This window comes from Microbacterium sp. R86528, assembly GCF_044596335.1.
Classification (GTDB): Bacteria; Actinomycetota; Actinomycetes; order Actinomycetales; family Microbacteriaceae; genus Microbacterium; species Microbacterium marmarense.
The window spans coordinates 326,289-352,572 of record NZ_CP138996.1 but is presented as its reverse complement, the minus strand read 5'-3'; the positions used below and the strand labels follow the sequence as shown (position 1 = coordinate 352,572).

25 protein-coding genes are annotated in these 26,284 nt (G+C 61.6%); 6 read left to right on the top strand and 19 right to left on the bottom strand.

What is annotated here, in order from left to right; all coding sequences use genetic code 11:
* Positions 1 to 39: 39 nt before the first annotated feature.
* The 5 genes from ffh to smc form a co-directional block, all read right to left on the bottom strand.
* A complete protein-coding gene (gene ffh / locus SJY18_RS01715) occupies positions 40 to 1,596 on the bottom strand; it encodes a signal recognition particle protein (RefSeq protein WP_396668200.1) in 1,557 nt (518 codons plus the stop codon).
* A 44-nt stretch (positions 1,597 to 1,640) separates the two neighbouring features.
* Positions 1,641 to 2,231, bottom strand: a complete 591-nt coding sequence (locus SJY18_RS01710; protein WP_337338111.1) for a TetR/AcrR family transcriptional regulator — start codon at positions 2,229 to 2,231, stop codon at positions 1,641 to 1,643.
* A 19-nt stretch (positions 2,232 to 2,250) separates the two neighbouring features.
* The gene (locus tag SJY18_RS01705; RefSeq protein WP_337338112.1) at positions 2,251 to 2,751 is read right to left on the bottom strand and encodes a DUF2004 domain-containing protein; all 501 of its coding nucleotides are present in this window, start codon (positions 2,749 to 2,751) and stop codon (positions 2,251 to 2,253) included.
* A gap of 78 nt (positions 2,752 to 2,829) precedes the next feature.
* Positions 2,830 to 3,702: a signal recognition particle-docking protein FtsY gene (gene ftsY, locus SJY18_RS01700; protein WP_337338113.1), complete on the bottom strand. Its 873-nt coding sequence runs from the start codon at positions 3,700 to 3,702 to the stop codon at positions 2,830 to 2,832.
* Positions 3,703 to 3,733: 31 nt separating this feature from the next.
* Positions 3,734 to 7,291, bottom strand: a complete 3,558-nt coding sequence (smc, locus tag SJY18_RS01695) for a chromosome segregation protein SMC (protein WP_396668199.1) — start codon at positions 7,289 to 7,291, stop codon at positions 3,734 to 3,736.
* Between the two features lie 500 nt (positions 7,292 to 7,791).
* On the opposite strand from smc, the gene SJY18_RS01690 reads away from it, so the two are divergent.
* Positions 7,792 to 8,931, top strand: coding sequence for a GNAT family N-acetyltransferase (locus SJY18_RS01690; protein WP_396668198.1), 1,140 nt, complete (start codon positions 7,792 to 7,794; stop codon positions 8,929 to 8,931).
* Here SJY18_RS01690 and mutM read toward each other — a convergent pair.
* The 6 genes from mutM to SJY18_RS01660 form a co-directional block, all read right to left on the bottom strand.
* The gene (gene mutM, locus SJY18_RS01685) at positions 8,852 to 9,787 is read right to left on the bottom strand and encodes a bifunctional DNA-formamidopyrimidine glycosylase/DNA-(apurinic or apyrimidinic site) lyase (protein WP_396668197.1); all 936 of its coding nucleotides are present in this window, start codon (positions 9,785 to 9,787) and stop codon (positions 8,852 to 8,854) included. The two genes, SJY18_RS01690 and mutM, sit on opposite strands and share 80 nt — an antisense overlap.
* Positions 9,780 to 10,481 (bottom strand): ribonuclease III, encoded by a 702-nt coding sequence (rnc, locus tag SJY18_RS01680; RefSeq protein WP_337338117.1) that lies wholly within the window; start codon positions 10,479 to 10,481, stop codon positions 9,780 to 9,782. The genes mutM and rnc overlap by 8 nt, the downstream gene beginning before the upstream one ends.
* Before the next feature lie 20 nt (positions 10,482 to 10,501).
* On the bottom strand, positions 10,502 to 10,711 hold the full coding sequence (rpmF, locus tag SJY18_RS01675) for a 50S ribosomal protein L32 (RefSeq protein WP_337338118.1): 210 nt from the start codon (positions 10,709 to 10,711) through the stop codon (positions 10,502 to 10,504).
* A 2-nt stretch (positions 10,712 to 10,713) separates the two neighbouring features.
* Positions 10,714 to 11,214 (bottom strand): YceD family protein, encoded by a 501-nt coding sequence (locus SJY18_RS01670; protein ID WP_337338423.1) that lies wholly within the window; start codon positions 11,212 to 11,214, stop codon positions 10,714 to 10,716.
* A gap of 111 nt (positions 11,215 to 11,325) precedes the next feature.
* Complete coding sequence (gene coaD, locus SJY18_RS01665) at positions 11,326 to 11,823, bottom strand: pantetheine-phosphate adenylyltransferase (RefSeq protein ID WP_337338119.1); 498 nt, start codon at positions 11,821 to 11,823, stop codon at positions 11,326 to 11,328.
* Positions 11,824 to 11,838: 15 nt separating this feature from the next.
* Positions 11,839 to 14,007 carry an ATP-dependent DNA helicase RecG gene (locus tag SJY18_RS01660; RefSeq protein WP_396668196.1) on the bottom strand — a complete coding sequence of 723 codons (2,169 nt, stop codon included), beginning with the start codon at positions 14,005 to 14,007 and terminating at the stop codon, positions 11,839 to 11,841.
* A 63-nt stretch (positions 14,008 to 14,070) separates the two neighbouring features.
* On the opposite strand from SJY18_RS01660, the gene SJY18_RS01655 reads away from it, so the two are divergent.
* Together SJY18_RS01655 and rsmD are read left to right on the top strand one after the other, a co-directional pair.
* Positions 14,071 to 14,658, top strand: a complete 588-nt coding sequence (locus tag SJY18_RS01655) for a 1-acyl-sn-glycerol-3-phosphate acyltransferase (RefSeq protein WP_337338121.1) — start codon at positions 14,071 to 14,073, stop codon at positions 14,656 to 14,658.
* Between the two features lie 9 nt (positions 14,659 to 14,667).
* Positions 14,668 to 15,228, top strand: coding sequence for a 16S rRNA (guanine(966)-N(2))-methyltransferase RsmD (rsmD, locus tag SJY18_RS01650; RefSeq protein WP_396668195.1), 561 nt, complete (start codon positions 14,668 to 14,670; stop codon positions 15,226 to 15,228).
* On the opposite strand, the gene thiL is transcribed toward rsmD, so the two are convergent.
* Entirely contained in the window at positions 15,229 to 16,188 is a 960-nt protein-coding gene (thiL, locus tag SJY18_RS01645) for a thiamine-phosphate kinase (RefSeq protein ID WP_396668866.1), read from the bottom strand.
* A 52-nt stretch (positions 16,189 to 16,240) separates the two neighbouring features.
* On the opposite strand from thiL, the gene SJY18_RS01640 reads away from it, so the two are divergent.
* Entirely contained in the window at positions 16,241 to 16,717 is a 477-nt protein-coding gene (locus SJY18_RS01640; protein WP_396668194.1) for a DUF3515 family protein, read from the top strand.
* Positions 16,718 to 16,727: 10 nt separating this feature from the next.
* Here SJY18_RS01640 and SJY18_RS01635 read toward each other — a convergent pair whose 3' ends face one another.
* The 7 genes from SJY18_RS01635 to SJY18_RS01605 form a co-directional block, all read right to left on the bottom strand.
* Complete coding sequence (locus SJY18_RS01635) at positions 16,728 to 17,816, bottom strand: D-alanine--D-alanine ligase family protein (RefSeq protein WP_337338124.1); 1,089 nt, start codon at positions 17,814 to 17,816, stop codon at positions 16,728 to 16,730.
* Positions 17,722 to 18,831 (bottom strand): NAD(P)H-dependent glycerol-3-phosphate dehydrogenase, encoded by a 1,110-nt coding sequence (locus SJY18_RS01630; RefSeq protein ID WP_396668193.1) that lies wholly within the window; start codon positions 18,829 to 18,831, stop codon positions 17,722 to 17,724. The genes SJY18_RS01635 and SJY18_RS01630 overlap by 95 nt, the downstream gene beginning before the upstream one ends.
* 10 nt (positions 18,832 to 18,841) lie before the next feature.
* Complete coding sequence (locus SJY18_RS01625; RefSeq protein WP_396668192.1) at positions 18,842 to 19,609, bottom strand: lysophospholipid acyltransferase family protein; 768 nt, start codon at positions 19,607 to 19,609, stop codon at positions 18,842 to 18,844.
* A 7-nt stretch (positions 19,610 to 19,616) separates the two neighbouring features.
* Positions 19,617 to 20,993: a UDP-N-acetylglucosamine 1-carboxyvinyltransferase gene (gene murA, locus SJY18_RS01620; RefSeq protein ID WP_396668191.1), complete on the bottom strand. Its 1,377-nt coding sequence runs from the start codon at positions 20,991 to 20,993 to the stop codon at positions 19,617 to 19,619.
* A 74-nt stretch (positions 20,994 to 21,067) separates the two neighbouring features.
* The gene (gene leuD, locus SJY18_RS01615; RefSeq protein WP_337338128.1) at positions 21,068 to 21,664 is read right to left on the bottom strand and encodes a 3-isopropylmalate dehydratase small subunit; all 597 of its coding nucleotides are present in this window, start codon (positions 21,662 to 21,664) and stop codon (positions 21,068 to 21,070) included.
* 1 nt (position 21,665) lies between these two features.
* A complete protein-coding gene (gene leuC, locus SJY18_RS01610; RefSeq protein WP_363580538.1) occupies positions 21,666 to 23,117 on the bottom strand; it encodes a 3-isopropylmalate dehydratase large subunit in 1,452 nt (483 codons plus the stop codon).
* Between the two features lie 128 nt (positions 23,118 to 23,245).
* Positions 23,246 to 24,301 (bottom strand): TerC family protein, encoded by a 1,056-nt coding sequence (locus SJY18_RS01605; protein WP_396668190.1) that lies wholly within the window; start codon positions 24,299 to 24,301, stop codon positions 23,246 to 23,248.
* Positions 24,302 to 24,565: 264 nt separating this feature from the next.
* Here SJY18_RS01605 and SJY18_RS01600 point away from each other — a divergent pair, with 264 nt between their 5' ends.
* Both SJY18_RS01600 and SJY18_RS01595 read left to right on the top strand, forming a co-directional pair.
* Positions 24,566 to 25,123 (top strand): sigma-70 family RNA polymerase sigma factor, encoded by a 558-nt coding sequence (locus SJY18_RS01600; protein ID WP_337338131.1) that lies wholly within the window; start codon positions 24,566 to 24,568, stop codon positions 25,121 to 25,123.
* Positions 25,120 to 26,256, top strand: coding sequence for a DUF4349 domain-containing protein (locus SJY18_RS01595; RefSeq protein ID WP_396668189.1), 1,137 nt, complete (start codon positions 25,120 to 25,122; stop codon positions 26,254 to 26,256). The genes SJY18_RS01600 and SJY18_RS01595 overlap by 4 nt, the downstream gene beginning before the upstream one ends.
* The last annotated feature ends 28 nt before the right edge of the window (positions 26,257 to 26,284 follow it).

The window sequence follows — 26,284 nt, the reverse complement described above, 5'->3', positions numbered from 1 at the left end:
GAGATGCTTGGCGGACCCGCCGAGTTCGTGGGACGAGCCTCAACCCTTGCCAAGCATCTTCTGGAGTTCTGCGAGATCAGCCTCGCTGGGCGCTGCTGACTTGCCGCCGAGGCCAAACCCCGTGCCTGTCGGCGACGCCGATGCGCTGGCAGCAATCCCGGCATTCTCAGCCGCGCGTTTTGCAGGATTCCCCGAGCGCGAGCCCTTCGCCTTCTGCTGCTTGCCGCGCTTTGCGGAAGCACCCGGGCGTGAACCAGGAACTGGGCCCATCCCGGGAATATTGGGCATGCCGCCCTTGGCGACGGTCTTCATCATTTTCGCCGCTTGATCAAAGCGCTGCACAAGCTGATTCACATCCGTGACGGTCATGCCAGAACCACGTGCGATGCGAAGGCGTCGCGACCCGTTGAGCACTTTGGGGTTTCGCCGCTCAACCACAGTCATCGAACGAATAATCGCCTCAGTGCGATCAATCTCACGTTCGTCAAAGTTGTCGAGCTGATCCTTCATGCCCCCCATGCCCGGGAGCATCCCGAGCATCTTCTTCATAGAGCCCATCTTCTTCATCTGCTGCATCTGCTCGAGAAAGTCTTCGAGAGTGAACGTCTCGCTGGCGAGCTTTTCGGCGACTTTCATCGCCTCGGCCTCATCGAACGTCTGCTGCGCCTGTTCGATCAGCGTGAGGATGTCACCAAGATCGAGGATGCGCGACGCCATACGGTCAGGGTGGAACGCCTCGACATCGTCGAGCCCTTCACCGTTCGAGGCGAAGATGATCGGCCGGCCAGTAACGGACGCTACGGAAAGTGCTGCGCCACCGCGAGCATCGCCATCGAGCTTGGATAGCACGACGCCCGTGAAGTCGACGCCATCCTGGAAGGCTTTGGCGGTACTGACGGCATCTTGGCCGATCATGGCATCGATGACGAACAAGACTTCGTCAGGATTGGTCGCCTTGCGGATATCGGCGGCTTGCTTCATGAGTTCCGCATCGACGCCGAGCCGTCCGGCGGTGTCGATGATCACGGTGTCGTACTGCTTCTGACGGGCGTACTCAACGCCCTCTTTTGACACGCGCACCGGGTCGCCGACACCGTTGCCGGGTTGCGGGGCGAAGATCGCCGCCCCAGCGCGTTCTGCGACAACCTGGAGCTGGTTTACCGCGTTGGGTCGCTGAAGGTCAGCTGCCACCAAGAGCGGCGTGTGGCCGTCCTTCTTCAGCATGCGAGCAAGCTTGCCGGCGAACGTGGTCTTTCCCGAGCCCTGGAGACCGGCGAGCATGATCACCGTCGGAGGTGTCTTGGCGAACTCGAGGCGGCGCTGTTGGCCACCGAGAATCGCAACAAGCTCTTCGTTGACGATCTGCACGACCTGCTGTGCTGGGTTCAAAGCCTTGCTGACTTCGTCGCCAAGTGCGCGTTCGCGAACCCTGGACGTGAAATCCTTCACAACGACCAAGGCGACGTCTGCATCGAGCAGGGCGCGACGGATCTCACGTACGGTTCCGTCGACGTCTGCGGGCGAGAGCTTGCCCTTCGTCCGCAGATTACGGAAGGTCTCGGTAAGACGGTCAGAAAGCGTGCCGAAAGTTGCCATGATTCGCCAATTCTACGCGAGCATGCGGGCTACCTCCGCTCATGTCATCCGTTGAGCGATATTGACGAGGCAGTATCGGCCGCGAGCATCATGAAGGCTGTGAGATCGCCGCGACCGGCACCGCCGCGGGCCCATGCGCCAATAGCCGCCAGAACTGCACCACCCCATGCTGCACCGACGATGTCGGCGGCGAGGCGGTCGGCTCCCCCGGCCACGAAACGGTCAGCCACCGCACGGGCGATTCGTGAACTGCGCAGCGCAGATTCGCGCTCCAGCTCGTCAGTGAGTTTCATTGCCCCCGAGTTCAAGATTGCCAGAGCAAGGCTGTCAGCAACGAAGTCCGCGCCGAGCACGGCGACCGCTGACCGTACCTGTTGTTCGGCATCCACATCGGATTGCTTTTCAAGCGACGCTTCCAGCACGAGCAACGATTCGTCGAACCCAGCCCACAAGATGTCTGACTTCGACGAGAAGTAGTTGAAGAAGCTCGATCTGCTCACGCCTGCACGCGACGCGACCGCGCCAATAGAGGTCGCCTCAAAGCCTCTTTCCAGGAACAACTCGCAGGCAGCCTCGGCGAGAATCTCACGTGACGAAGCCTTCGGCCTGCCGACGCGTGCGGAATAGGTTGTCACGTGAGCCACGCTAGCGGGGCTACTCCGCGCTTGTCACGGAAAGCACTTCGCCGTCAGATCCAAGATTCACAAGCAGAACGTCGTCGGTGGCGTCGGGGTCGAGCGCGTACTCAAGCACCGCGAACGGATCTGAACCGCCGTGCTCATCAGCGAGAATCGTCATGCTCATAAGCTGCAACGAACGGATCACGTCGATGTGGGTATCACCCGAGATGTCGACGAGAAGTTCTTCAAGCTCATCACCCATCGCATCTTGCTGCTGCAGGATGTACTCGGTGACCTCGCTGGTGCGATCGCTGAGTTCGTTGACCATCGCATTGCGCGCGCTGCGATCGATGTCTTCGATTCCCGAGATCAGCCCGGCGGCGACATCGAGCGCCGCTGCGGAAACATCGTCCTGCTCGGGAGCCGTGAGATCAACCGTCACTGACTGGTCGCCGATCTCGACGTTCTCTGACCAGAAGATGGATCCATCGGGACCGGATTCAAGGAGTCCAAAGTAGTCGTGCTCGATTGCCATAGGTCAATAGAACCAGCCTGCGTCGCCTCGCGGTAGTCCACACCGGGCGCGCCGCGCTTCCGTTTACGAGACTGTGACTCAGTCGACCAATGACGAGACGAACACGTGAGGCGTGAACCCGGTGAGGTCGTTGATGCCTTCGCCCTGCCCTAGAAGCTTTACCGGAATGCCCGTGCGCTCCTGAACGGCGAGAACAAAACCGCCCTTGGCGGATCCGTCGAGCTTGGTGATGGCCAGGCCTGTGACTCCCGCGTGCTCAAGAAAGGCCTCGGCTTGCATCACACCGTTCTGACCTGTGGTGGCGTCCAGCACCAGGATCACTTCGCTGATCGGGGCTTGCTTCTCAATCACACGACGAATCTTGGTGAGCTCATCCATCAGTCCACCCTTGTTATGCAAACGACCCGCCGTGTCGACCAGAACAATCTCCGTTGACGTCTGCTTGGCGTAGTCGATCGTCTGAAAAGCAACGGAGGCAGGGTCTTGACCCTCGTGCTGCGGCCTTACGATCGCCGCTCCCCCTCGCTCGGCCCAGGTAGCAAGCTGGTCAACTGCCGCTGCGCGAAAGGTGTCGGCCGCGCCGACGACAACGGAACGTCCGTAGCGCTGCAAGAACTTGGCGAACTTTCCGATCGTGGTCGTCTTGCCGACGCCGTTCACCCCTACTACCAGCACCACCGCGGGTCGTTCCGTGAGCTTCAGGGTCGAATCGAACTTGGCAAAGTGCTCTTCGAGAGTTTCCTTCAGCATCCGTTGCAGATCCCGCGGGTCAGTTGTGCGGAACTTCTCTACCTTCGCGCGAAGCTCGTCGATTACACGCTCTGAGATGTCAGGACCGAAATCAGCCGTGATGAGCGCTGTTTCGAGATCTTCCCACGTCGTTTCATCGATTGTGGGTTTGACGAACATGCCGCGCAGCGCGCGACCGAGCGACCAAGAACTCTCTGCCATAACTCCAGCCTACGGTGCCGCGATGGCGTGCCTAGGAGGCAGCACGATCAACGATGCGCTGACCGACGACTGCCGACACCCCGTCTTGCCGCATAGAAACGCCGTAGAGTGCGTCGGCGATCTCCATAGTGCGCTTCTGGTGAGTGATGACAATGAGCTGACTCGACTCACGCAACTGCTCGAAGACACCAAGCAGACGACCGAGGTTGGCATCGTCTAGTGCCGCCTCGACCTCGTCGAGAATATAGAACGGGCTCGGGCGAGCTTTGAAGATCGCAGTGAGCAAGGCGACCGCTGCAAGCGAGCGCTCGCCGCCTGAAAGCAGCGAGAGTCTCTCGATCTTCTTGCCCACAGGCCGCACCGATACCTCGATGCCAGTGGTGAGGGGCTCGTCAGGCTTAGTGAGTGAGATGCTTCCAGACCCGCCAGGAAAGAGAATCGGGAACACCTCGCCGAACGCCACCTTGGTGTCTTCGAACGCGGCCAGAAAGATGACCTGCATACGTTCGTCAAGTTCGTCGATGATCGTGACCAGGTCTTTTCGCGTCTGAGTGAGATCCGCGAGTTGCTCCGTCATGAACTTGTGACGCTGTTCAAGAGCGGAGAACTCTTCGAGGGCGAGCGGGTTCACTCGTCCCAAGCGGCCCAGCTTTCGCTCTGCCTCCTGCAGTCGCTTGCGCTGCTGGGCGCGGTCGTACACGATAGGCGCCGCATCAACCGGTTCGCTCTCATTGGCTTCGTGGGCCGTTGCGCTGTCGCTCGTGAGCACGCGGTCGGCGGGGATCAACTGGTCGGGCCCGTATTCCGAGATGAGAATGCTCTCTTCGAGACCAAGCTCGGAGCTCACCCGCTCGAGAAGACCGGTGACGTGGAGCTTCTTCTCATGGATCTGCAGTTCGAGTCCGTGCACGCTCTCAGTAAGCGATGCAAGCCGCTCTCTGAGGCTCGACTCCTGACGACGAAGCTCGGCGAGTTCATCGGTCACAGCTGTGCGTGCCGACTCAGCCGCGACCAGTTCGAGTCGCGCTTGTGCAACAGAGCGATCTACTGAATCGAGCACGGCGGGCAATGCGGCTGCAACACTCGCTGCTACCTCGCGCTGACCGCGTCGGATAATGGCACGTCGCGCAGCTTCCGCAGCCGCCTCACGCTCGCGCTCCCGCTGGCGCACCATGCCCGCCACACGTGCCTCTTCGGCACGGATGCGCTCGCGCAGGGTCTCCACGTCTAGGCGCGCACGCATCTCGGCATCACGGGCTTCTTCCAGAGCAGCGAGCATGGGCTCGCGCGCTGACGCATCGAGAATCGGCCGCGGCGCCTCAAGGGCTGCGTTCAGCTGCGATCGCGTTGAACGAGCTGCTGACTCCGCCTCCTCGACCGCGTTCACCGCCTGCGCCACCCCTGCCGCGAGGCGTTCGCACTCTGCCACGGCCGATTCGTGGCGAATAGTCGCCCGGTTGAGTTGCTCAGTGTGCGCCGCGAGGGCTGCGTCGTGCGAGCGAAGCGTTGCGAGAGCATTCTTGGTCGCTTGGCGAGCGTCGTCGTGTGACTGCGAAGCTTGTTGCAGCTCTGCACGCAAACGATCTGCAATCGCGGTGACTTCGTCCCGGCGTTGTGCAGCAGCATCCCGTTCCGCGGCAAGTTCAAGCCGGGAGCGTGACGCTCCCGCACCCGCTCGCAACGAGTTCGCCGTGTACACCTCGCCCGCACGGGTGACGATGGTCACTGCAGCCTCAGCATCGACTGTCGCGGCGGCAGCCCGTGCGCTCTCGAGATCATCGGCTACGACGACACGAGCGAGCAAACCCATAACGCCAGGCGGCGCCGTGACGACCTCAGCGGCCGCGATCGTCTTGATTACCGTGGGTATGCCCCTGGCCGGGGCCGAAGACTCGGCGATGACGATATCGACCACGCCTACGTCGGTGCCGTTCACTTCGCGGGCGAGAGCAAACGCCGAGTCGCGATCGTCAACGAGCAAGCCTTCAGCAAACGGACCGAGAACTGCTGCGATCGCCGCTTCGTAGCCCGAGCGGATGTGAACCGCGTCACCGACGAGTCCGCGAACACCCTGAGCGCCAGCGGCGATCATGTTCGAAGCGGCATTCTTCACTTCGAGTGCCCGGCCCAGCGCGGCTGTCTGCGCGGTTAGCGACTCACGCTCGCGTTCGGCCTTGTGCAGCTTCTCTCGCAACTCCGCCACCCGCGCTTCTGCATCGGTGGCCTCGCGCTGTGCCCGCTCGTATGCCTCAGCATGCTCGGCAGCCGAGCCTTGTGGCGCTGAGCTTGGGTCGATGTTATCCAGGTCTCGTTGCGCTTCAGTGCGTCTGAGCATCGCGGCGTCGAGAGCACGTTGCTGTCGATCAACGGCGGTCTGCACAGCAGACAAGGCAGAAGACGCGGCATCTGCGCGCCCGCGCAGGGTGGTCAGTTTCATGTCGTGAGCAGACACCATAGAACTCTGCTCGGCGATATCGACGTCGAGCGCATCGAGTTCTGCGCGGGCTCGCACAACCTCTCGCGAAGCTTCGGCCGCAGCATCCTGCGCCCCGCCCAATCCACCCGCGATCTCATCGATCTCTGCGCGGGCGTCATTGATCATCGCCTGCGAGATGGTGGTGAGCTCGTGACGATCGTCGTCTTCGGCCTCGCCGAGCAGAGCAAGACGCTGGCCAGCGAGCGAGTAGAGCCCCCTTAGCCGCTCCTGCACCCGCTCCAGCCCGAATGATACGCTCCGCGCGTTGTCGACGGCCTCGGAGCGTTGATCCGATTCGAGCTGCTCAATGCGACTTCTCGCGTTCTCAAGACGATCCTGCAACACGATCCGCTCCGCGTGACGCTCGTGCTCGCTCGCGGCATGACGGGCAAGCTCGGCACGCAGCGCCACCAGGTCATCCGCGAAAATTCGTGCCTTGGCATCGCGCACAACCGCCGCGATGGTCGCTGCTTCCCGAGCGATCTCGGCTTGCCTACCCAGCGGCTTCAACTGCCGCCGCAACTCACCAGCGAGATCACTCAGCCTGGTGAGATTCGCCTCCATCGCATCGAGTTTGCGCAGCGTCTTTTCTTTGCGGCGGCGGTGCTTCAAGATGCCCGCTGCTTCTTCTATGAAGCCGCGCCGGTCCTCCGGTGTCGCCTGCAGCACACTGTCGAGACGGCCCTGACCCACGATCACGTGCATCTCGCGGCCGAGGCCAGAGTCGCTCAACAGCTCCTGCACATCCAGCAGTCGACACGTGTCGCCGTTGATGGCGTACTCGCTCGAACCATTGCGAAACAGTGTGCGCTTTATCGATACTTCGGAATATTCGATCGGCAAAGCACCATCGCTGTTGTCAATCGTGAGCTGGACTTCTGCGCGACCCAATGGTCCTCGAGTGGAGGTGCCCGCAAAGATGACGTCTTCCATCTTGCCGCCGCGCAGAGTCTTCGCCCCCTGCTCGCCCATCACCCAGGCGAGGGCGTCGACAACGTTGGATTTTCCTGAACCGTTGGGGCCGACGATGCAGGTGACACCGGGCTCCAACGCGAAGGTGGTCGGCTGCGCAAACGACTTGAACCCTTTGAGCGTCAAGCTCTTTAGGTGCATATCGGGGTGCCCTCTCCTGACGATGGAACACGCCTACGGTACCGGACTGCGCCGCCAATGCGCGGCAGGCGTGCTGGTCGGTCGCAGCCCGCTTCGTCCACGACACTGCACCGCACAACTGTGAAGGGAACCTTGACCTACTCAAGGGGTCCGCGCTATTGTCCGAATCGCGTAGCAAGTTGAGCGAAAGGAGGTTCCCGGTGCACACAAACAGCATCTGCGTCGTCCCCACGTGGTTGATCACGCCATGCACTGCCGGAACCGGCTCCTTCGCGCGCGTGCAAAACAGGCGTAGTCACACCTCCAGCTGATCGAGCACAGGAGAACTCTGCCCTAAAAGGGGCATCGGCAGTTCCTTGTGCCGGTGGCTATCGTCGTTGCCTCACATCGGCGCGAAGCCAGTGCAAGCGATCTGCGCAAAGCCGTCGCAAGCACCCTCCCCCTCCTCCACACCGCATTTCGCGTCATTGCCGACGCACAAAGTAGAAGAAGGACTCATCATGCACAGCGCTCCCGGTGACATGCGTGTCACCTCAATCCCCGGGCCAAGTTTCCGGCCCCTTCACATTCCTCATGATCTAGCCAGCAGCGAAGCAAGCGACTTCATCGCGATGGTGCGCGTAAGGAACGCGATCTACCGTGAGAACTCAGGGCACGACGATGAAGCCGTCACCCCTGAACAATTGCTTCCGCACTATCGGCCAAACCCATACGAACTCATGAAGGCATGGGTGATCGTCGTCGGCGACGAGATAGTGGGGCGCGTCGGGATCGACCTACCGCTTGAAGAAGGCTCGGTTGTCGCGTTCTGGCTCATTGAAATTCTGCGCGCGCACTGGGGCCGCGGCATCGGTTCGGCCGCCCTCGTTCTCCTAGAGCAATACGCGCGCAGTCACGGACGAACAACGCTTCAATCCTGGGCAACTCACCCGCCCTGCGACGGCGCGACGCTGACGCCTCGAACAGGGTTCGGAACAATCCCCGAAGACCATGTCGCACGCTTCTACGCTCGACACGGCTATGCCCTCGAACAGGTGGAGCGCAACAGCGCTTTCGATATGACCGAACCGCTTGATCAGGTTGAGCGCCTTCTCACGCAATCACGAGCGGCAGCAAGCGACTACCGCGTGCTGCAATGGGACGCCCCTACCCCAGCCGATTGCATCGAAGGCTACGCGTGGATGAAGTCGCGCATGTCGACTGACATTCCGGCGGGCGCACTCGACTTCGACGAGGAGCGTTGGGATGCCGTGCGCATCACACAACACGACGAGCGCTACACGGCGGCTGGTAGCACGCTTCAGGTGACCGCCGCTCAGCACATTCGCACGGGCGAACTGTGCGCGTTCAACGAACTGATGATTCCCGAGGATCGCACGCTCGCCAGCCACCAAGAAGACACGCTCGTTCTCAAGGAGCATCGCGGGCACAAGCTCGGCACCCTGGTGAAGTGTGCGGGTTTGATTGAGTGGCGAGCACGAATGCCCCACTCTCCTCGCGTACTCACCTACAACGCCGAAGAGAATCGTCCGATGCTCGATATCAACGAAGCGATCGGATTCATACCGATCGCCTACGTGGGGGCCTGGAAGAAGGTGCTCGTTGGCAGTGCGGACAGTAGTGGCTCGAACGATTCGTGAAAGAGACTCTGACGATGGGTGTGCCGCAGCGCGGGCACGCCGCTCCGGTGCGGCCATAGGCGTTGAGCGAGTGCGCGAAGTAGCCAGCCTGTCCATTGACATTCACGTACTGGGCGTCGAAGCTCGTACCCCCTTCAACCAGAGCCCTTTCGAGCACTGATCTGACTTCCGCCAGCAGCGTGGTCACAGCGTGCTCCGACAGCGTCGAGGCGGGTTGCTCGGGATGAATCTCAGCGGCCCAGAGCGATTCATCGGCATAGATGTTTCCAATGCCGCTCACCACCCTCTGATCAAGCAGCACACGCTTGATCGCAGACTTCTTGCGCGAAAGAGAATCGCGAAACAGCGAGTCCGAGAACGCTGGATCGAGCGGATCCCGTGCGATGTGCAGAACCTGTTGCGGAATGGATGCTGCGGGCCAGCCGTATCCGCCGGCGGCCGAGTCGGGTGCTGCGACGAGTTCGTCGACGGCCAACGAGCCGAAGGTGCGTTGGTCGCAGAAGATCATGGCGAGCTCACCGTGCTCGGGATGCTCGAGGTTGAAGCGAACTCGTTCGTGCCGTTCTTGTGGGCTGCCGGCCGCACGAAGCAGAATCTGACCGCTCATACCCAAATGGCCGATGATCGCTTCATCGGGCACACGCCCAATTTCTGCAAGCGGAAACCATAGGAACTTCCCGCGCCGCACGGCAGCCGAGATCACGCGGTGGGTGATTGCACGTTCGAAATCGCTACCGCTACCCGTGTGACGGGTCAGTGCACGCTCGTCGAGCACATTCACGCCCGAAATCGTCGCGCCTGAAATCGCCGGAGCAAGACCGGCGCGAACGACTTCAACCTCGGGTAGCTCAGGCACGTGCGCTGAGCTCGCGCCATGCCCTTAGCGCCGCGGACATCTCTGCCTGCTTCTTGCTCGAACCGGTGCCTCGAGCTATGACCTCGCCAACCTCAACGGTGGCGGTGAAGCGGCGATCATGGTCGGGGCCCTGAGCTGCTACTGAGTAGACGGGGGCGCCACAAGCAGTACGCGCCGCAAGCTCCTGCAAACTCGTTTTCGGATCCATCGCAGCGCCATAGCGTTCCGGGTCAGCCAGCAACGGCTCGACGAGACGAAGCACAAGAGCAGTCGCCGCCTCAGCGCCCGCTGACAAATAGGCGGCGCCGAGGATTGCCTCGGTGGTATCGGCCAGAATCGAGTCCTTATCGCGACCGCCGGTCTGATCTTCGCCGCGTCCGAGCCTCAAGTACGCGCCGAGTCCAATACCTCGAGCGATCTCCGCCAGAGCGACCGTTGACACGACGCTCGCACGTCTCTTCGCGAGCGCACCCTCGTCGAGTTCCGGGTGTGCCGTGTACAGGCGCACCGTCACTGCTTGGCCGAGTACTGAGTCGCCAAGAAACTCCAGTCGCTCGTTATGAGGGGACTGGCCATTCTCGTAGGCCCAGGAACGGTGTGTCAGAGACAGCAACAGAAGCTCGGGGTCGATAACGACCCCGAGCTTCTGTGTGAGTTCTGCGAGCGACGAACGCTCGACCGCGACGTCAGTCACGTCTGTACGCCGAGCGGCGCTCAGACGTCGGCGACCTTGCGGCCCTTGTACTCGAGGAACAATTCCGTTCCCTGCGAGTCGGTGACGACCTTGGCCTGGTGCGGACGGCCGTAGACAACCTGTCCGTTTTCAACGGTCTTGGTCAGCGTGATGGGCGCCGCCTTCCACTGTGCGCGACGCGAACGAGTGTTGGAGCGGGAGACCTTCCGCTTCGGGGGGTTACCTGCCATGGCTAGCTCTCTTCTGTGTGATCAACGCCAGAGCGCGATGCTTTGTCGTCGTGGTCTTTGGAGTAGTCCTGGAGCGCGGCCCAACGAGGATCGAGGGGCTCACGCTGCTCTGTTTCGGTGCTAATGGTCAGTCGCTCGCCCGTATTCGGATCAAGTCCGGGGCAATCCGGCTGACACACCGGTTGAAACGGAAGCGACAGGACCATCGCATCCCTGACTAGAATTTCAAGATCCACGTGGTCGTCTTGAACCTCAAAGTCAGTTGCTTCATCTCCAGGGTACGCGAAAAGCTCCTGAAACTCGACTTCAACATGCTCTGCGATGTCTGTGAGACACCGACCACACTCTCCGACCGACTGCGCATCGGCAGTTCCGGTGACGAGAATCCCCTCGTGGACAGACTCTAAACGGCCGTCGACACGGACGATTTCTCCCTTAGGAAAGGAGACAAGCCCCTCACCCCACTGGGCCTCTGCGGGAACCTCCAGAGTGAAAACCCGCATCTCGCCGGGTTGATTGGTGATGTCGCGAACAGATAGCGCAAACGGGCCGGGACGATGTCTTCTCACGATCACCAATCGTAGCGGTGCACGACGAGCGACGACTGTGAACGCTCAGATGTTGCGGGCTCCAGTGTCGAGAAAGGCCGCGACCGCCGGCGGCACGAAAGGAGAGACGTCGCCACCGAGCGATGCAACCTGTCTGACCAGTGAACTCGAGACCATCGCGTGTGCCGGGTCGGGGAGCAGAAACACCGTCTCGATGTGCGCGAGATGCCTGTTGACGATGGCCATCGGCGTTTCGTATGCGACATCGACCTGCGAACGGATGCCCTTCACCAGCACACTTGCCCCGACGTCTGTCGCGTAATCAACGAGCAGCCCCATGCTCCACGAGGCGACAACCACCTTCGACTCAACGTCGCTGTCGGCAATCGACTGCTCAAGCAAAGACAGTCGCTGGGCGATCGGCAACATTGCTTCCTTGGCGGGATTGTGAACGACCAGCACGTGCAGTTCGTCATAGAGCGCGGCTGCGCGACGAATCACATCGAGGTGTCCGAGCGTCGGCGGGTCGAACGATCCGGGGACGACGGCAATCCGGCTGCTCATGCAGCCCAGCCTAGGTCAGTTCTTGGCGAGGGCTGCACGCTCTTCGGTACTCACCCGACGCTCGATGGCGGCAGCCAAGCCTGGATTCCGCACCAACGCAGGGTCGTCTAGCAGAAGCTGTTCGGCCAGGATTCGTGCTTGCGCGATGAGATCTGCATCTTTCGCGACACGCAGTAGACGCAGCGACGAGCGCGCCCCCGACTGGGTGCCTCCCAGCACGTCGCCTTCCCCGCGCAACTCGAGGTCTACTTCAGCGAGCAGGAAGCCATCGAGAGTCTCCGCGACCGCCTCGACGCGCTCTCTGGCGAGCGACCCCCGTGCGGACTCAGTGACGAGCAGGCAGAGACCCGGTACGCCGCCTCGACCAACACGCCCGCGCAGCTGATGCAGCTGCGACACACCAAATCTGTCGGCTTCGAGAATCACCATCGTGGAGGCATTCGCGACATCGACACCGACTTCAACCACCGTTGTTGCCACGACGACATCGATGTCGCCGCGCGCGAAAGCCTGCATGACGGCATCCTTCTCGTCGCTCGGCATCTTTCCGTGCAGGATCTGCACGCGAATGCTGCTGAACGCCGGATGCCGCGAAAGTAATTCCCCCACCTGCACGACACCCCAGCGTGTGCGAGGCGCCTGGCCACCGTCGTCAACAGGCCCTTCGGCGGGCTCCTCTTCGTCCGCGCGAGAGAGTGCCTCAGCATCGATCGCCGCGCACACAACGAACGCCTGGTGTCCTTTCCCGACTTCTTCGGCGATGCGCTCCCACACCCGTGCGAACCAGGCAGGCTTTTCGCCGATTGGCGCGACGTATGTATCGATGCCCGCCCGCCCCGGTGGCATTGTGCGGATCGTCGAGACGTCTAAATCTCCAAACACCGTCATCGCCACCGTTCTAGGGATGGGCGTCGCCGTCAGCACGAGCGCGTGCGGTGCCGTGCCCTTCGCACGCAACGCCTCGCGCTGGTCAACACCAAAACGGTGCTGTTCGTCAACGACCACCAGGCCAAGATCGGCGAACGTTGTCGATGCACTCAGTAGCGCGTGAGTACCTACCACGATGCGCGCCTGACCAGAAGCGACGCGGAGTGCGGCCTTTCGCCGCTCCGCAGCGGGCATTTGCCCTGTCAGCAGTGTGGGCATGAGCTCTGGCGCCAAACGAGTGCCGAGCATTCGCGCAATTGATCGCAGGTGCTGTGCAGCAAGCACCTCGGTCGGTGCGATCAAAGCTGACTGCCCGCCACTTTCAGCAACCTGCAGCATCGCGCGCAGTGCAACCAGCGTTTTTCCTGAACCGACCTCGCCTTGAACGAGCCGGTTCATCGGCCACGGCGCTTGAAGATCGTCGGCGATCGAATCACCCACCGCCACCTGATCGGGAGTACGTTCGAAAGGAAGCGCAGCGTCGAAATCTTCTAGTAAGGCGCCAGGTGCGCGGCTGGTCGCCGACATTGATCGAACGAACGCACGTTGCTGTAGCAGCGCCGTCTGCAGCACGAATGCCTCATGCATGCGCAGAGTCTCGAGAGCCGGCGCGATTTGCTCCTCGAAGTCTGGGCGATGGATGCGTTCGATCGCGGTGCGCGCGTCGAGGTAGCCTCCTCTTGCACGCACGTGCTCGGGCAACGGGTCGGCGATGTCACCGAGCCCATCAAGCACGAGCGCGACGATCTTGGCGATCTGCCACGAGGCGAGTGCGCTAGTCGCTGGATAGATGGGGATCGGCAGATGGGCGTTGGCCTCGGCAGTCATGCGCGCCGTCTCTTCGTCGTCGAAGAGCTCGTAGTCGGGGTGCGCGAGCTGTTTCGCCCCTCTGTACTCCCCCACCTTGCCGGCGAAGATTCCGCGGCGCCCCGGTGTCAGATTGTTCTTACGCCAACCCTGATTGAAGAAGGTCAGCGCGAGGTTTCCCTGTCCGTCGCTGATGATGACCTCGAGAATCGAGCCCTTGCGGTTTTGCATGCGGCGTTCACTGACCGTGCGCACCTCAGCAACGATAGTGACGGGCTCGCCAAGCGGCAGTAGAGCGATCTCGGTCAATTCACCGCGCTTCGCATAGCGCCGAGGGTAGTGCGCGAGCAAGTCTCCGACAGTGTGCATGGCGAACGCCCGCTCAAGCGCCTTCGCGGTCTTGCCTCCTAGCGCACCGTCAAGGCGCGAAGCAAGGCTCAAAGAAGACATGCCACGAGTCTATGAGCGAGCACTGACTGTGCACACACAGCCGGACGGCGTACGGTGGTCTGCGTGTTCCGATCCTTCATCGCCCGCGTTTACTGGGCTTGCAGCAGGTGGACGCTCTCCACCAATCCCGCCCCGACACAGCCGTCGATCTTGATCGGTGCACCGCATACCTCGAACTGGGACTTCGTCGTCATGTTGGCCATCACCTGGCGATTGAAGATTCGAACCCATTGGCTCGGCAAGGACAGTCTGTTCCGCGGTTGGCGCGGGCCCATCATGCGTGCGCTGGGCGGCATTCCGGTAGACAGAAGCAACCCACAGGGACTGGTCGCCGATATTGTTGCACGTCGCAAAGCGGGCGAGGTATTCAGCTTGGTGGTCACCCCCGAGGGAACACGTGGTGCGGGAAAGTACTGGAAGTCGGGCTTCTATCGGATCGCCCGCGAAGCCGATATGCCCGTCGTGCTTGGCTACGTCGATCGCACCACAATGACGAGCGGGCTCGGAGTTACCGTGAAACTCACGGGCGATGTCGTCGCCGACATGACGCGCGTGCGCGATTTCTACGCCGACAAGGCGGGAATGCGCCCGCAATTTCGCACCGAGCCGCGCCTCCGCGAAGAGGACATCGCGGCGCCGACCGCTGGCTAGGTGAGCCAGGTGACACGAATCATCGCCGGCCGCGCTGGCTCTTTATCGCTCGACGTTCCCGATGCCGGCACCCGGCCGACGAGCGACCGTGTGCGTGAGTCGCTGTTCGGTTCGCTCGAATCGTCTGATCTGCTGCGCTCGGCAACCGTTCTCGATTTGTATGCAGGATCGGGTGCTCTCGCGCTTGAAGCTCTGAGCCGCGGCGCCAGATCAGCAGTGCTGGTGGAGAAGGCGCCAAAGGCCGCCACCGTCGTTCAACGCAATGTCGATCGTGTACTCAAGTCGTTGGGTCAACATTCGACGGCGGTCGTTCATCGGCAATCCGCCGACATGTACCTACGCGGTGCCCAGGGGCCCTTCAGCCTCGTATTCGTTGATCCACCGTACGATCTTTCAGACGACGAACTCGGCGCGACGCTCGAGCTTCTTGTTCCGGCACTGACCGCCGACGCTTGCATCATCGTCGAGCGAGCATCCCGAAGCTCTCAGCCGAAGTGGCCTGCCGGCCTCGTCGCGACGCGCCATAAGCGCTACGGTGACACGACCATGTGGTGGGCCGTCACAGCCTGATCAGCCGCGTGTCGCGTCCCAGTCATTGTAGGGATCCCACCCGCCACGGCCAGTGAACGCTGCCCCGTCTACCAGCACCGCCGACGACGCGCGCGCGCAGACCACCCCAATGGCACGAAAGCCCTCAGGCAGCTCACTCCCATGCGCGAACGTCGCTAGCAATGCATGGTCTTCACCGCCAGTGAGCGCACTTGAGGCGTCGAGACCGAGCGAATCGCTTTGGATCGAAACCGACACGCCCGATGCCTCGGCCATCCGCGAAGCGTCCAGCACCAATCCGTCGGAAACATCCATCATGGCGGTGGCGCCGGCAGCGGCGGCGACCGGACCAAGGCTGACGGGTGGCTCGGGACGAAGTTGCGCGCTCAGATCCGCAGCCTCGGCATCGGAAAGCGAAGTCAGATCAACAGCGCACGGCACGCCCTCAGCATCCCGAAATCGATCGAACAACAGCGCCAGGCCACGACCTGCCGCGCCCAAGGTGCCCGCCACGGCGACAACATCGCCCACACGTGCTCCAGAACGCAAAACCGGCGGTTGCCCCTGCAACGAGCCGAGAGCAGTCACAGCGACAGTCAAAGTGTCTGACACGGTGAGGTCACCCCCTTCAACCGCGCATCCGGGCGCCACCGAGTCGCACGCCGCACGCAGCCCCGCCGCGAACTCCTCGATGAACGACATGGCCGTCTGCTCAGGCATGGCAAGAGCGACGAGCAACGCGGTGGGGGCGGCTCCCATGGCTGCAACATCAGAGAGGTTGACGACCGCTGACTTCCAGCCAAGGTCGAATCCGCTCGTCCACGCCAGACGAAAGTCAGGCCCGTGCACGAGCGTGTCGGTGGTGGCGACCACTCGCCCGTCTGGCATAGCCAGCACTGCTGCGTCATCTCCGGGACCAACAATTGCCCGCGAAGGGGGCAGCGCCGCGAGGATACGAGAGAGGATCTTCCCTTCGCTCATCTCGCCCACTGTCGGGTCAGCCGCACTCACCTCTCAACGGTAGCCTGGAGTTGTGTCTGGAGTTCGCCGTTTTTCCGCTGTAGCCGTATTGGGTATAGCGCTAGCACTCGCCACGGGATGCACAACCACGGTGCCGATGCAGCCTGCGGCGGATTCGAATAATCCCGCATGCGCCGAAGTGATGGTGCGACTTCCGGATTCGGTCGACAGCCAATCTCGCCGCTGGACCGACGCTCAAGCCACCGCTGCGTGGGGCGACCCGAGCAGCGTGCTCATGACGTGTGGTGTGACTCCCCCGGGCCCGTCGACGTTGCCGTGCCAGACCGTTGACGGCGTTGATTGGATCATCGACGACTCGGAAGCACCGCGCTACCGCGTGACCACTTTCGGCCGGACGCCAGCCGTCGAGGTCTACCTCGACAACGAAGTCGTCTCCAGCGCCACCGTGCTCGAACGGCTCTCAGGTGCGGTCGCGCAAATACCAAGCGAAGGCACGGGCTGCCTCGAGCGCGCTGAAGCCGGTAGCTGAGCGAGCTTGACTACGCCCGCGCCAGGGCCGTGTCGATCAGCTCAGAGATCAACTCGCGGTATGACAGCCCCGATGCAATCCAGCACTTGGGGAACATCGAGATCGGCGTGAATCCCGGCATCGTGTTGAGCTCATTCACATACAGGCCATCAGCCGCCAGAAAGAAGTCGACCCGGGCGAGTCCTCGCCCGTCCACCGCCTCGAACGCTTTGATGCCAAGCTGCTGCAATGAGCTGATCTCATCGTCAGTCAGATCAGCGGGGCACACCACCTGTGCACCGTCGCCGCCGAGATACTTTCCCTCGAAGTCGTAGAACTCCCGTGTGGTGAGCACGATCTCTCCCGGTAGCGACGCCTTGGCGGGTGCCCCGGCGCGACCTTCGAGAATGGCCACCTCGATTTCACGACCGACAATCGCAGACTCGATGAGTACCTTCTCGTCTTCGGCAAAAGCCTTCGAAAGCGCCTCATCGAGCTCGGACGGGTCATGCACCTTGGACACGCCCACGCTCGAACCCGCGCGAGCTGGCTTAACGAACGTCAGCTCCCCAAGCCGGGCCGCGTCAACGCGCACCTGATCGGGGTCTCGTTGCCACTGCCGCTTCGTGACGGTCACCCATGGCGAAACGGGCACACCCTCGGCTTCGAGCACGATCTTCATGAAGTGCTTATCCATGCAAAGCGCAGAATCGAGCACGCCGCCGCCCGCGTACGGGATTGACAGTGTGTCGAGGAAGCCTTGAACCGTGCCATCTTCACCATGAAGTCCGTGCAGAATCGGCAGCACGACGTCCACAGTGCCGACTTCCTCGAGTTCTCCGCTAGGGAGGCGCACGCGCAACGTTCGATCTGATCCGCCCTCGGGCCACACGACGCGCGTGCCATTATCGAGAACCTCAGGCAAATGGTCGGCATCGAGCGCGAACTTCTCGGGGTCGTCGTCTTCGAGAACGAAGACTCCTTCGCGCGTGATGCCAATCGGGATCACACGGAATCGATCACGGTCAATCGCTCGAAGCACTCCGCTCGCTGTTGCGGAACTGATCGAATGCTCGCTGGAGCGACCTCCAAAGAGCACCGCCACCGCCGGCCTGTCCATTCTGAGTCCTCTCGCCCGCGGGGGTGTCATCGTCAGTTGTAAGGTGAGGCGCGATATCGCGCGGGTTCATTGTTCCGTCGAGCACCATCTTGACCTGCTCGACGATCGGCATCTGTACGCCAACTTCACGGGCAAGTTGAAGAACGGGCGCGACCGAGGCGAGCCCCTCCGCCGTCTGATTCATCTGCTTGACGACGTCTTGAAAAGAGTAGCCTTGCCCGAGCAGACGCCCTGCCGTGTTGTTGCGACTGAGCGGCGATTGACACGTTGCGATCAAGTCGCCAAGACCAGCTAAACCCTGAAGAGTCTCTTGCTCTGCGCCCTGAGCAACCGCAAAGTCGGTCATCTCGACAAGGCCTCGAGTGATAATCGATGCCTTCGTATTCTCGCCGTAGCCGACGCCATCCACAATCCCGATGGCGACAGCGATGAGGTTCTTCAGCACTCCGCCAAACTCGGTGCCGATCACGTCGGTGTTCACGAACGTACGAAAGTACTTGTTGCGAGCACGTCGCGCGACCGCTTCTGCCGTCTCTTGACTGACCGAAGAAATCACGGCCGCGGTGGGCTGTTCGCGCGCGATCTCAAGCGCCAGGTTGGGCCCGGACGCTACCGCAATTCGTGCCGGATCGCAGTGCAGCTCCTGTTCAATGACTTGGCTCATCCGCAGGCCAGAACGGCGCTCAACGCCCTTCATCAGCGAGACCACCGGCACGCCAGTGCGAGACAGCAGCGGTCTGACCGCCTTCAAGTTCTCTCGCAGCGCTTGGCTGGGAACCGACAGATACACCTGTTCGGCACCATCAAGGGCCTCCGAGAGGTGATGTGTAGCCGACATCGCTCTGGGCAGGTTGATGCCAGGAAGGTATTGGCTATTGCGCTTCGCTTCTTGAATCTCGGTTGCCAGCTCTGGGCGCCGTGACCACATCACCACGTCTGCCCCACCGTCGGCGAGAATCTTTCCGAACGTGGTGCCCCAACTGCCGGCGCCAATCACCGCAATGCGGGGGCGCACAACCTCAGATCTACGACTCAAGGCGGCCCGTTTCCTGCTGACCGTGGGCGGCAGGGTTCCACCGCTGCGCGGGGGCTGGTTCTCCGCGAAGGCCGGAGAGCAGTTGCGCGACGTCGGCCATGATTGCGTCTGTCGCCGCACTCAGCTTGGCAGGCGTAGCGTCACCGCTGCGGTACTCACTGAGATCGACCGGGTCACCGATGACAACTTGAATTCTCCGACGCAATGGCCACAGGCGCAATTTGCCATACCGAGGCAGGATTTGCTGCGCCCCCCACTGCGCCATAGGAATCACGGGGATATCGCCGTCGAGTGCGAGTCGAGCTGCGCCCGTCTTGCCCCGCATAGGCCACAACTCGGGGTCTCGAGTAAGCGTGCCTTCGGGGTACACCACGACCCCGCGACCATGCCGAACTAGCATCTCCGTCGCGTCCAGTGTGTTGCGGGCTGACGCAGATGACGAATTGCGCGCGACCGGCACCATACCCGTCACGCTCAGTGCCCAACCCAAAACCGGAACCCGAAACAGACTCTCTTTGGCGAGAAACCTCGGCTCTCGGCCGACACGCCACACGGCAACGGCCACTGCGAGCGGATCGATCTCGGAGTAATGGTTGGGCGCGAGCACATAAGCACCCGTGCGCGGCATTTTGTGGCCGTCGATCACCTCGATCTTCATGATCACCCCGACGAGCGGCACGACGACGGCAGCGAGCGGCCAGAAGATGCTGAAGCGAAACTTCTCACCACGAGCGCGCTTGGGCGATTTGGAGACCATTGCCACCTCAGCCGATGACGTCGAAATCGGCGCCAAGCGTTTCGAGCTTGGTGAGAAACTTCTCGTACCCTCGACGGATGATGCCGACGTTGCGAACAACCGACTCACCCTCGGCAGCCAAGGCGGCGATCACGTAGCTGTAGCCGCCGCGAAGGTCAGGCACCTCGACATCGGCCGCGTGCAACGGCGTAGGACCGTTGATAACCGCCGCCTGCTCAAGTGCGCGTCGTGGAACACGTCGATCGGGGCTCGCGATGCCCTGGGGGTGGACAACGATATCGGCCCCCATCTGCACGAGCGCCTGAGTGAAGCCGAGACGGTTCTCGTACACCGTCTCGTGCACGATCGAAGTTCCGTGAGCCTGTGTCAGGGCGACGATGAGCGGCTGTTGCCAGTCGGTCATGAACCCGGGGTGCACGTCAGTCTCCACCACGACCGGCTTGATGTCGCCGTCACGACAGAACCGAATGCCATCTTCGTGAACGTCGAACCAGCCGCCGGCCTTGCGGAAAACATTCAAGAACGTGAGCATCTCTTGCTGTTTTGCACCGCCAACGAAAATGTCGCCATCTGTGGCGAGGGCAGCGCAGGCCCAGGATGCCGCTTCATTCCGATCGAATATGCAACGGTGATCGTAGCCTCGAAGAGAATCCACGCCCTCGATGAGGATGACGCGGTTGGGCTCGTACGAGATGATCGCACCCATCTTCTGCAACAGCGCGATCAGATCCATGATCTCTGGCTCGATTGCCGCATTGCGCAGTTCTGTGATGCCCTTCGCGCGAACTGCAGTGAGCAACACCTGCTCCGTCGCGCCGACGCTCGGGTAGGGAAGCTCAATTGACGCGCCCGTGAGACCGTTCGGAGCGGTGATGCGGATGCCCTCGTACGTCTTGTCTACGACAGCACCGAATGCGCGCAGCGCATCCATGTGGAAGTTGATCGGGCGGTCTCCGATTCGGCAACCGCCGAGGTCTGGAATGAGCGCTTCGCCGAGCAGATGAAGCAATGGTCCGCAGAAGAGGATGGGAATCCTTGAGGCACCCGCGTGCGCATCGATAGCTTCGAAGTGCGCCGAAACTGCGCCGGACGTATCGAAGTGAAGGGTGCCATCGTCGTTGGCATCGTCGTTGACTGTGACGCCGTGAACCTCGAGAAGAGATCGAACAACCTGAACGTCGCTGATGTCGGGAACGTCTCGCAGCGTGCTGGGCGTCTCGCCCAAGAGCGCGGCGACCATCGCCTTGGTAGCAAGATTCTTGGCGCCCTTGACTTCGACGCGCCCAGTCAGTGGTCGACCGCCGCGAATCGCGAGCACGTCGCCGGAGGCTTCTTTCTTCTCTCCTGCGGGAGTTTCTCCCTTAACGCTAAGAAGCGGCTTCATCCGGTGGACCTCACTTGTGTGTCTAGAGGGGTGGCTGGTGATCTATCGCTCTTGTAGAACGAGAGACCACAGGGTTAGCGAACGGGAAGTGTCCGCGGCCGCCACGCCTCGCGGCGCGCCTCAAACTGCGTGATCTTTTCTTGATTGCGCAGGGTGAGCCCGATGTCATCGAGCCCCTCGAGGAGCCGCCACCTAGTGTAATCATCGATCTCGAAAGACACGTGAAGATCGCCGATCGATGCTGTACGCGCTTCAAGATCCACTGTCATGCTGACGCCAGGGTTCGCGTCGATCGCAGCCCAGATGGCCTCGACCTCATCTTCGGTGATCACCCCGGTCACGAGCCCTTGCTTTCCCGAGTTTCCACGAAAAATGTCAGCGAATTTGGGACTGAGAACCACCTTGAAGCCGAAGTCACGCAGCGCCCACACTGCGTGTTCACGACTCGAACCGGTTCCGAAGTCCTGTCCAGCCACCAAGATACTGGCGCCCTTGAACACCTCTTGGTTCAGGACGAAATCGGGATCCTGTCTCCAGTTTGCAAACAGCGCGTCTTCAAAACCGGTCTTCGTGACCCGCTTGAGGTACACAGCCGGAATGATCTGATCGGTGTCAACGGCGCTGCGTCGCAACGGCGCTGCGATGCCGGTATGGGTGACGAACTTCTCCATCTCAAGCCTCCACTCGTGTGGGCAGATCACTCGGACTCGACAGCGTGCCGCGCACCGCAGTCGCTGCCGCGACCAGCGGTGATACCAGATGTGTGCGCCCGCCCTTGCCCTGACGGCCTTCAAAATTTCGATTGCTCGTAGATGCGCATCTCTCACCCGGTGCCAGCTGGTCGGGGTTCATGCCCAGACACATCGAGCATCCTGCAAAGCGCCACTCCGCGCCGAACGCAATGATGATCTTGTCCAGGCCCTCAGCTTCAGCCTCGAGCCGCACTCGTGCAGAGCCGGGGACGACCATTACTCGAACGCCCTCGGCTTTCGATCGGCCCTCAATGACAGAGGCGAAGGCGCGAAGATCCTCGATGCGGCTGTTGGTACATGACCCCATGAAGACCGCGTCTACGGGAACTTCCTTGAGCGGTGTGCCCGCCTCAAGCGCCATGTACTCGAGCGCTCGCTCGGCCGCCGCGCGCTCGTTGGGATCAGCAATCTCACTCGGAGTAGGCACGACGTCGCTGAGCGAAACGCCCTGACCGGGATTGGTGCCCCAAGTGACGAATGGCTCAAGTTCGGCTGCGTCGAAGAACACTTCAGCGTCATACACGGCGCCTTCGTCGCTGGGAAGGGTGCGCCAGTAAGAAACCGCATCGTCCCAGTCCTGGCCGACGGGCGCGTGCGGGCGACCCTTGACGTACTCGAAGGTGGTGTCGTCGGGAGCGACCATGCCCGCACGTGCGCCAGCCTCGATCGACATGTTGCACATGGTCATGCGCCCCTCCATCGAGAGCGAGCGAATGGCACTGCCACGAAACTCAAGCACATAGCCTTGACCGCCGTTGGCACCCAACCGTGCGATGATCGCGAGCACTACGTCTTTGGCCGTAACACCCGGCTTCAACTCGCCCTCGACAGTGATCGCCATGGTCTTGAACGGCTTGAGCGGCAGCGTCTGGGTAGCGAGAACATGCTCGACCTCACTCGTGCCGATACCGAACGCCATCGCGCCGAACGCGCCGTGAGTCGAGGTGTGCGAGTCGCCGCACACGACAGTCACTCCCGGCATCGTGAGGCCGAGTTGCGGGCCGACCACGTGTACGATCCCCTGCTCTTTGTCGCCCAGCGAGTGAAGGCGAACGCCGAACTCTTCCGCGTTGTTTCGCAGCGTATGGATCTGCGTTCGGCTGGTGAGATCAGCGATCGGCTTATCGATGTTCAGAGTCGGAGTGTTGTGGTCTTCAGTCGCGATCGTGAGATCGAGACGGCGCACGGGTCGGCCTTCCGCGCGCAACCCGTCGAACGCCTGCGGACTGGTGACTTCGTGCACCAGATGCAGGTCAATGTAGATGAGATCAGGTTGCCCGTTCTCGCCCTTCACGACCAGATGGTCGTCCCACACCTTCTCGGCGAGGGTACGGGGGCGATCTACCACGGCAGACGCATCAGAAATTGTCATTGCTCTATCTCCTCGGAAAGCGAATCAAGCCCGCGACGACACTCCGCGACGAGAGAGGCCTGGACTAGGACTCGTCGCGGCCGCTAAGGAGAAGTCGAGCGATCCGCACCCAGACAGGCTACCACCGCTCACACACCATCGATCGTGGGCGGCGTGCCCTTCTCTTCGACAACCGCGCCGGCGGCATCTTCCGGACTTGCTGCCCTGCTCTCGCGCGAAGCAGCGATGAGGCTCGCGATCGTTGCCACACCCATCGCGAGCACGATCACCACGAGCGACAGCCAGGTAGAGATCTCGGGAGCCCACGCGATCGGCTGCCCGCCATTGATGAACGGAAGCTCGTTGACGTGCATCGCGTGCAGCACCAACTTGACTCCGATAAAGGCCAGGATGAAAGCGATTCCATAGTGGAGGTAGCGCAGACGATCGAGCAGGTCGCCGAGCAGGAAATACAACTGGCGCAAGCCCATCAGCGCGAAGAGGTTTGCGGTGAAGACGATGAACGCACTTTGCGTTATTCCGAAAATCGCCGGGATCGAGTCGATGGCGAACAGCAGGTCAGTCACGCCGATCGCCACGAAGACGATGATCATCGGCGTCCACATCTTCTTTCCGCCTACGACCGTGCGGATCTTCGCACCGTCGTAGTGGTCACTGATGTCGATTGTGCGTCGAAGCGTGCGAACAATGAAGCTCTCGCGCTGCACATCGTCATCGTGGTCTCCGCCGGGAAATGCCTGACGGTACGCCGTCCAGACGAGAAACGCTCCGAAAATGTAGAAGACCCAACTGAACTCTTCAATGATTGCGGCGCCGGCCAGAATGAACAGCCCGCGCAGTATGAGCGCGATGATGATTCCCACCATCAGCACTTCTTGCTGGTACCGCCTCGGAACGGCGAACTGAGTCATGATCAGCACGAAGACGAACAGGTTGTCGATCGACAGGCTGTACTCCGTCAACCAGCCCGCGACGAACTGTCCCGCGAACTCAGCACCCGCAAAGATCCACATCAACCCCGCGAAGACGAGCGCGAGCACGATGTAGAAGACCACCCACAGGGTCGATTCCTTCGTCGACGGAATGTGGGGACGCTTGAGAATGAGCAGCAGATCGGCGATCAAGATCAGCGTGAGCACGATCAGCGAGCCAACTTCAAACCAAAGCGGAAGTTCCAGGTCCATACCGGGCCTTTCAAGAATGAGAGCGGGGGCGACAGAACGTCGAAAGTCTCTCCCCCGCACAGTTTCTGTGCGGTACGCGCCCGGGAAGCCAGAGCTCCCGTGATGACGAACGCGCGATTTCGGGATACTCCCTCTCGCTCGACCAGAATACAGGTCACCAGAACGAACTCTGACGTTTTGAGACGTTCGCTGGCAGCGCGACACTGAGAAGCTAAGAGACAATCAGGTGCAGCAGAGCTGCTCGCAGCCAGACGATGGGATGACATGACGGATCGGGCGGTGACAGACGACGCGACGCTCGTGGCGCAGGCCGCAGGTGGGAGCGATCTCGCCTTTCGGGCGCTCTATCGCGCCTACGTGCGACCCGTCTACTGGCTGGCACACCGCCTTCTGGGCGATACTGCCGATGCTGAAGATGTCACTCAGGAGACATTCCTGGTCGCGTGGCGCAAGCTGCCCGGCCTCGATCTTGCCAGTGATTCACTGTTGCCCTGGCTCGTGACAATCTGTCGCTTCCAAGCCGCAAATCGGATGCGACGCCAGCAGCGCGATCGACTTCACACCGCCGCGATGGTCGATGAGAGCCTTGCTGCCACGGTGAACATCGAACAGCAGGTCATCGATGCCGACTTCGCCTCACGGATCATGCGCGAAGTTGCGGACCTCAACCAGCTCGACCAAGACATCTTTCGGCTCTGTGCGACAGAGGGCCATTCGTATGAAGCAGCCGCCGCAGAGCTGGGTGTGACGCACGGTGTGGTGCGCAACCGTCTCTCCCGCCTCCGCACGCGTTTGCGAACCTCGATCGAGGAGACATCATGACCGACAAGCAAGATCGCGATACCTCGTCTGGAGCGAACGCCGACAGCCTGCCTGAACTCGGCGAGGAGCGCATCGACGCCATAGAACGAAACGTGTTCGCCGAGATCTCGCGGGCGCGCGTCGCTCAGCGTTCGCGCCGGAGCAAGTGGTGGATAGGTGGGGCGGCAGCAGCTGCTGTGGTAGTGGTAGCTGCCGTCATCGCGCCTAGCCTCGCGCCATTCGTCGGGGGCTCCTCGGACGACAGCACAGACAGTTCAACGATCGTGAGCGAGGGCCCCGCCCTCGAGTCGCGGGTTGAGGGCGCCGAGGTCGTGTCAGAAGATGCAGGCGGGCTCAGCAGCGAGATGAGCGATGAAGCACTAGCCCTGGAGAACGACACAGTCGGTGGATCAGCCGAGCGTGACATCATCACCTTCGCCTCCGCGACGGTCGTGGTCGAAGACGTGCCTGCTGGCGCCGCGGCTATCGCAGATGCTGCGAACGTGCGAGACGGCTATGTCGAGTCGATGAGTATCGGCCGCTCGGGCGATGCGTACACCGTTGACGAGAGCGGCATTGCGAACGAGTCCATGCCGTACCCATACGCCCCAGACGGGGCATGGATCACCGTGCGCGTGCCATCCGATGAGCTCGACGATCTCATCGGTGAGCTGTCTGAACTGGGCGAGGTGACCAGCTCAACCATCAATCGTCAGGACGTGACGAACCAAACGATCGATCTTCGCGCACGCATAGACGCCGCTCAGGCCTCGGTGGATCGGCTTGTCGAGTTGATGTCGGAAACGACAGACATCGCGGATCTCATTGCGGCCGAGAGCGCCTTGTCTGAACGCCAAGCGATGGTCGAGTCCTACCAACAGCAGCTGGAGTCAGTGGAGGGACAGATCGCGATGTCGACGCTCACCGTCACACTTCACTCAGAGTCGCAGCCCGTCGAGGCAGACCCTGCTGGCTTCACCGATGGAGTGACCGCCGGTTGGAATGGGCTCATCGCTACGCTCAACGGCATCGTGCTCGCGCTCGGTTTTCTGCTCCCTTGGTTGCTCGTGCTTGCGGCGCTCGGACTGATTATCTGGGCGACAGTCAGAACCTCGCGTGCCGCTCGGAGAAAGTCCAAATCAACGAGCGAATAGCCTCCGGCCTCTTGTGCGGAGTTGCTCC

What these genes read in the sequence shown, in the direction of transcription:
- leuC (WP_363580538.1), bottom strand. Translation starts at nt 23,117, where the DNA reads ATGACAATTTCTGATGCGTCTGCCGTGGTAGATCGCCCCCGTACCCTC.
- SJY18_RS01605 (WP_396668190.1), bottom strand. Translation starts at nt 24,301, where the DNA reads ATGGACCTGGAACTTCCGCTTTGGTTTGAAGTTGGCTCGCTGATCGTG.
- murA (WP_396668191.1), bottom strand. Translation starts at nt 20,993, where the DNA reads ATGAAGCCGCTTCTTAGCGTTAAGGGAGAAACTCCCGCAGGAGAGAAG.
- SJY18_RS01600 (WP_337338131.1), top strand. Translation starts at nt 24,566, where the DNA reads ATGACGGATCGGGCGGTGACAGACGACGCGACGCTCGTGGCGCAGGCC.
- SJY18_RS01635 (WP_337338124.1), bottom strand. Translation starts at nt 17,816, where the DNA reads ATGGACAGGCCGGCGGTGGCGGTGCTCTTTGGAGGTCGCTCCAGCGAG.
- leuD (WP_337338128.1), bottom strand. Translation starts at nt 21,664, where the DNA reads ATGGAGAAGTTCGTCACCCATACCGGCATCGCAGCGCCGTTGCGACGC.
- thiL (WP_396668866.1), bottom strand. Translation starts at nt 16,188, where the DNA reads ATGAGCGAAGGGAAGATCCTCTCTCGTATCCTCGCGGCGCTGCCCCCT.
- smc (WP_396668199.1), bottom strand. Translation starts at nt 7,291, where the DNA reads ATGCACCTAAAGAGCTTGACGCTCAAAGGGTTCAAGTCGTTTGCGCAG.
- SJY18_RS01690 (WP_396668198.1), top strand. Translation starts at nt 7,792, where the DNA reads ATGCACAGCGCTCCCGGTGACATGCGTGTCACCTCAATCCCCGGGCCA.
- SJY18_RS01705 (WP_337338112.1), bottom strand. Translation starts at nt 2,751, where the DNA reads ATGGCAATCGAGCACGACTACTTTGGACTCCTTGAATCCGGTCCCGAT.
- SJY18_RS01660 (WP_396668196.1), bottom strand. Translation starts at nt 14,007, where the DNA reads ATGTCTTCTTTGAGCCTTGCTTCGCGCCTTGACGGTGCGCTAGGAGGC.
- ffh (WP_396668200.1), bottom strand. Translation starts at nt 1,596, where the DNA reads ATGGCAACTTTCGGCACGCTTTCTGACCGTCTTACCGAGACCTTCCGT.
- SJY18_RS01595 (WP_396668189.1), top strand. Translation starts at nt 25,120, where the DNA reads ATGACCGACAAGCAAGATCGCGATACCTCGTCTGGAGCGAACGCCGAC.
- ftsY (WP_337338113.1), bottom strand. Translation starts at nt 3,702, where the DNA reads ATGGCAGAGAGTTCTTGGTCGCTCGGTCGCGCGCTGCGCGGCATGTTC.
- coaD (WP_337338119.1), bottom strand. Translation starts at nt 11,823, where the DNA reads ATGAGCAGCCGGATTGCCGTCGTCCCCGGATCGTTCGACCCGCCGACG.
- SJY18_RS01625 (WP_396668192.1), bottom strand. Translation starts at nt 19,609, where the DNA reads ATGGTCTCCAAATCGCCCAAGCGCGCTCGTGGTGAGAAGTTTCGCTTC.
- rpmF (WP_337338118.1), bottom strand. Translation starts at nt 10,711, where the DNA reads ATGGCAGGTAACCCCCCGAAGCGGAAGGTCTCCCGCTCCAACACTCGT.
- SJY18_RS01670 (WP_337338423.1), bottom strand. Translation starts at nt 11,214, where the DNA reads ATGCGGGTTTTCACTCTGGAGGTTCCCGCAGAGGCCCAGTGGGGTGAG.